This window comes from Glutamicibacter sp. NPDC087831, assembly GCF_044742845.1.
Classification (GTDB): Bacteria; Actinomycetota; Actinomycetes; order Actinomycetales; family Micrococcaceae; genus Glutamicibacter.
Genome location: NZ_JBIUVH010000012.1, coordinates 1 through 5533, shown reverse-complemented (window position 1 = coordinate 5533; position 5533 = coordinate 1). Strand labels below are relative to the sequence as shown.

At 53.8% G+C, this 5533-nt stretch carries 2 rRNA genes; both read left to right on the top strand.

The features are described from left to right. Positions 1–189 precede the first annotated feature (189 nt). Positions 190–1715 (top strand): 16S ribosomal RNA (locus ACIOJF_RS17925). 598 nt (positions 1716–2313) lie between these two features. Further along, positions 2314–5445 (top strand): 23S ribosomal RNA (locus ACIOJF_RS17920). The 16S and 23S rRNA genes sit together here, the layout of an rRNA operon. The last annotated feature ends 88 nt before the right edge of the window (positions 5446–5533 follow it).

The window sequence follows — 5533 nt, the reverse complement described above, 5'->3', positions numbered from 1 at the left end:
AGTGTTTGTTGTTTGAGAACTCAATAGTGTGCCAAGTTTGTTGATACCGAATATTTTTATTTGGTGAATACATAACATTTGCTTGAGGCATTGCACCCCCGTGCAGTGTTCTTGAGTGTTTTATTATTCGCCAGGACTTCATTGGCTTCGCCCTTATTTTCCAAGGGGTTGCCGGTGGCTTTTTATTTTTTTATGGAGAGTTTGATCCTGGCTCAGGATGAACGCTGGCGGCGTGCTTAACACATGCAAGTCGAACGATGAAGCCCAGCTTGCTGGGTGGATTAGTGGCGAACGGGTGAGTAACACGTGAGTAACCTGCCCCCGACTCTGGGATAAGCCCGGGAAACTGGGTCTAATACCGGATATTACCTTTGACCGCATGGTTGTTGGTGGAAAGATTTATCGGTGGGGGATGGACTCGCGGCCTATCAGCTTGTTGGTGAGGTAATGGCTCACCAAGGCGACGACGGGTAGCCGGCCTGAGAGGGTGACCGGCCACACTGGGACTGAGACACGGCCCAGACTCCTACGGGAGGCAGCAGTGGGGAATATTGCACAATGGGCGAAAGCCTGATGCAGCGACGCCGCGTGAGGGATGACGGCCTTCGGGTTGTAAACCTCTTTCAGTAGGGAAGAAGCGAAAGTGACGGTACCTGCAGAAGAAGCGCCGGCTAACTACGTGCCAGCAGCCGCGGTAATACGTAGGGCGCAAGCGTTATCCGGATTTATTGGGCGTAAAGAGCTCGTAGGCGGTTTGTCGCGTCTGCCGTGAAAGTCCGAGGCTCAACCTCGGATCTGCGGTGGGTACGGGCAGACTAGAGTGATGTAGGGGAGACTGGAATTCCTGGTGTAGCGGTGAAATGCGCAGATATCAGGAGGAACACCGATGGCGAAGGCAGGTCTCTGGGCATTTACTGACGCTGAGGAGCGAAAGCATGGGGAGCGAACAGGATTAGATACCCTGGTAGTCCATGCCGTAAACGTTGGGCACTAGGTGTGGGGGACATTCCACGTTTTCCGCGCCGTAGCTAACGCATTAAGTGCCCCGCCTGGGGAGTACGGCCGCAAGGCTAAAACTCAAAGGAATTGACGGGGGCCCGCACAAGCGGCGGAGCATGCGGATTAATTCGATGCAACGCGAAGAACCTTACCAAGGCTTGACATGTGCCAGACCGCCTCAGAGATGGGGTTTCCCTTCGGGGCTGGTTCACAGGTGGTGCATGGTTGTCGTCAGCTCGTGTCGTGAGATGTTGGGTTAAGTCCCGCAACGAGCGCAACCCTCGTTCCATGTTGCCAGCACGTAAAGGTGGGGACTCATGGGAGACTGCCGGGGTCAACTCGGAGGAAGGTGGGGATGACGTCAAATCATCATGCCCCTTATGTCTTGGGCTTCACGCATGCTACAATGGCCGGTACAATGGGTTGCGATACTGTGAGGTGGAGCTAATCCCTAAAAGCCGGTCTCAGTTCGGATTGGGGTCTGCAACTCGACCCCATGAAGTCGGAGTCGCTAGTAATCGCAGATCAGCAACGCTGCGGTGAATACGTTCCCGGGCCTTGTACACACCGCCCGTCAAGTCACGAAAGTTGGTAACACCCGAAGCCGATGGCCTAACCACCTTGTGTGGGGGGAGTCGTCGAAGGTGGGACTGGCGATTGGGACTAAGTCGTAACAAGGTAGCCGTACCGGAAGGTGCGGCTGGATCACCTCCTTTCTAAGGAGCTAACCATTATTGGTTGCCCATGCTGGACACGAGTGTTGTCCGGGTGGGTTGCTCATGGGTGGAATATCAATGGACTCAATACCGGAAAACGTGCTGGCTGATGCTGGTGCGGGGTATTGGCTGTGGCCGCGTGGTGCTTGGGCATCTGCTAGTACGCATTGCAGGGGGTTTTCTTCTTGCGGTGCTGGAATGCGGTGTGTGGGTGTTGTGTGGTTTGTATGGTTTGGCATGCTGTTGGGTTTTGAGGCAACAAGCCTCCTTTCCTGGTGAATGGTTGCCGGGGTTCTTCCTGTGGGGAGGGTCCTGGTGGTGTTCGCTTGGGTGAGGGGTTCTTGGTGTTTCGGTGTTTGTCCTGTGTTTGCTGCAAGGATGTCCTGTTGGATTGATGCTGGCCTTTGGTTGGTGTTGGTTTTGGGGTGTTGTTGCGGGGGTGCGGGGTTGTTGTTTGGGAACTGTATAGTGAACGCGAGCATCTTGCAGATGAGATGAGCTGGGTAGTCCTTTTCCTTGGATTGCCTGGTGTTGGAGTCTTGTCTGCGTGATTTTGTTAGATTGTTTTATTGCTCATATCTTTTGACTTTGATGTTGTGTTGAAGTTTTTAAGGGCGCACGGTGGATGCCTTGGCATCAAGAGCCGATGAAGGACGTGGGAATCTGCGATAAGCCTGGTGGAGTCGATAACCGGACGTTGAGACCAGGATTTCCGAATGGGGGAACCCCGCACCATGTTATGTGGTGTGACCTGCAGCTGAATGTATAGGCTGTGTGGAGGGAACGCGGGGAAGTGAAACATCTCAGTACCCGCAGGAAGAGAAAACAACAGTGATTCCGTTAGTAGTGGCGAGCGAACGCGGATGGGGCTAAACCGGTTGGTGTGTGATAGCGGATAGGCGTTGCATCACCGGGGTTGTGGGGTCGGCATGTACCAGCGCTATCTTGCTGGTGGGATGAGGTGCAGGCGTATAGGTGAATCGGTTGGAATGCCGGACCATAGAGGGTGATAGTCCCGTAGGTGTAATGCGTGTCTGCCGTTCTAGTGTTGATACCCGAGTAGCACGGGGCCCGTGAAACCTTGTGTGAATCTGCCAGGACCACCTGGTAAGCCTGAATACTACTTGATGACCGATAGTGAATCAGTACCGTGAGGGAATGGTGAAAAGTACCCCGGGAGGGGAGTGAAATAGTACCTGAAACCGTGCGCTTACAATCCGTTAGAGCTGGGGACTTGTTCCCTGGTGATGGCGTGCCTTTTGAAGAATGAGCCTGCGAGTTAGTGTTACGTCGCGAGGTTAACCCGTGTGGGGAAGCCGTAGCGAAAGCGAGTCTGAATAGGGCGTTTGAGTGGCGTGATCTAGACCCGAAGCGAAGTGATCTACCCATGGCCAGGTTGAAGCGCGTGTAAGAGCGTGTGGAGGACCGAACCCACTTCAGTTGAAAATGGAGGGGATGAGCTGTGGGTAGGGGTGAAAGGCCAATCAAACTTCGTGATAGCTGGTTCTCCCCGAAATGCATTTAGGTGCAGCGTTGCGTGTTTCTTGCTGGAGGTAGAGCTACTGGATAGGCGATGGGCCCTACAAGGTTACTGACCTTAGCCAAACTCCGAATGCCGGCAAGTGAGAGCGCAGCAGTGAGACTGTGGGGGATAAGCTTCATAGTCGAGAGGGAAACAGCCCAGAACGCCAACTAAGGCCCCTAAGCGTGTGCTAAGTGGAAAAGGATGTGGAGTTGCTGTGACAACCAGGAGGTTGGCTTAGAAGCAGCCACCCTTGAAAGAGTGCGTAATAGCTCACTGGTCAAGTGATTCCGCGCCGATAATGTAGCGGGGCTCAAGCACACCGCCGAAGTTGCGTCATTCAAATATTAACCTGGTTTCGATTGGGTGTTTGGATGGGTAGGGGAGCGTCGTGTGGACGGTGAAGTCGCGGTGTAAACCAGCGGTGGAGGCCACACGAGTGAGAATGCAGGCATGAGTAGCGAATGACGGGTGAGAAACCCGTCCGCCGAATGATCAAGGGTTCCAGGGTTAAGCTAATCTGCCCTGGGTTAGTCGGGACCTAAGGCGAGGCCGACAGGCGTAGTCGATGGACAACGGGTTGATATTCCCGTACCGGCGAAGGACCGCCCATACTGAGCTGTGGATGCTAACCATGATTGACGCTAGCTGTTGGTGCCTTCGGGTATCTTGCTGGTTGATGTGGTGGGAACCGATGCAGTGAGGTCAGCGTATTAACAGGTGTGACGCAGGAAGGTAGCCGAGCCAGGCAATGGAATTGACCTGGTCCAAGGGTGTAGGAAGAGTGGTTGGCAAATCCGCCGCTCATGTTTCTGAGACCTGATAGGCGCCCCGTTTTCGGGGTGATTCGGTGATCCTATGCTGCCTAGAAAAGCATCGGCGCGAGGTCCAAGTCCGCCCGTACCCCAAACCGACACAGGTGATCAGGTAGAGAATACTAAGGCGATCGAGAGAATCATGGTTAAGGAACTCGGCAAAATGCCCCCGTAACTTCGGAAGAAGGGGGGCCTGCCCCGTGATGAGAACTTGCTTCTCTGATGCGGGTGTGGGCCGCAGAGACCAGGGGGAAGCGACTGTTTACTAAAAACACAGGTCCGTGCGAAGTCGCAAGACGATGTATACGGACTGACTCCTGCCCGGTGCTGGAAGGTTAAGAGGACTGGTTAGCAGTAATGCGAAGCTGAGAATTTAAGCCCCAGTAAACGGCGGTGGTAACTATAACCATCCTAAGGTAGCGAAATTCCTTGTCGGGTAAGTTCCGACCTGCACGAATGGAGTAACGACTTCCCCGCTGTCTCAACCATGAACTCGGCGAAATTGCAGTACGAGTAAAGATGCTCGTTACGCGCAGCAGGACGGAAAGACCCCGAGACCTTTACTATAGTTTGGTATTGGTGTTCGGTGCAGCTTGTGTAGGATAGGTGGGAGACTGTGAAGCTTGGACGCTAGTTCAGGTGGAGTCATCGTTGAAATACCACTCTGGCTGTACCGGTCACCTAACTTCGGACCATGATCTGGTTCAGGGACAGTGCCTGATGGGTAGTTTAACTGGGGCGGTTGCCTCCTAAAATGTAACGGAGGCGCCCAAAGGTTCCCTCAGCCTGGTTGGCAATCAGGTGTCGAGTGTAAGTGCACAAGGGAGCTTGACTGTGAGAGTGACAGCTCGAGCAGGGACGAAAGTCGGGACTAGTGATCCGGCGGCACCTCGTGGAAGGGCCGTCGCTCAACGGATAAAAGGTACCTCGGGGATAACAGGCTGATCTTGCCCAAGAGTCCATATCGACGGCATGGTTTGGCACCTCGATGTCGGCTCGTCGCATCCTGGGGCTGGAGTAGGTCCCAAGGGTTGGGCTGTTCGCCCATTAAAGCGGTACGCGAGCTGGGTTTAGAACGTCGTGAGACAGTTCGGTCCCTATCCGCTGCGCGCGTTGGAAATTTGAGAAGGGCTGTCCTTAGTACGAGAGGACCGGGACGGACGAACCTCTGGTGTGTCAGTTGTACTGCCAAGTGCATCGCTGATTAGCTACGTTTGGAAGGGATAACCGCTGAAAGCATCTAAGCGGGAAGCCTGCTTCGAGATGAGATTTCCATGCACCTTGAGTGTGAGAGGCCCCCAGCTAGACCACTGGGTTGATAGGCAGGATGTGGAAGCAAGGACTAAAGACTTGTGTAGCTGACCTGTACTAATAGGCCGATGACTTTCAACACACAATAAAACAATATTTGAACTGATGATTTCAATGCTGTTCGCGTTCACTATGCGGTTACGAGACAACAACCTCTAACCAGCAAATAC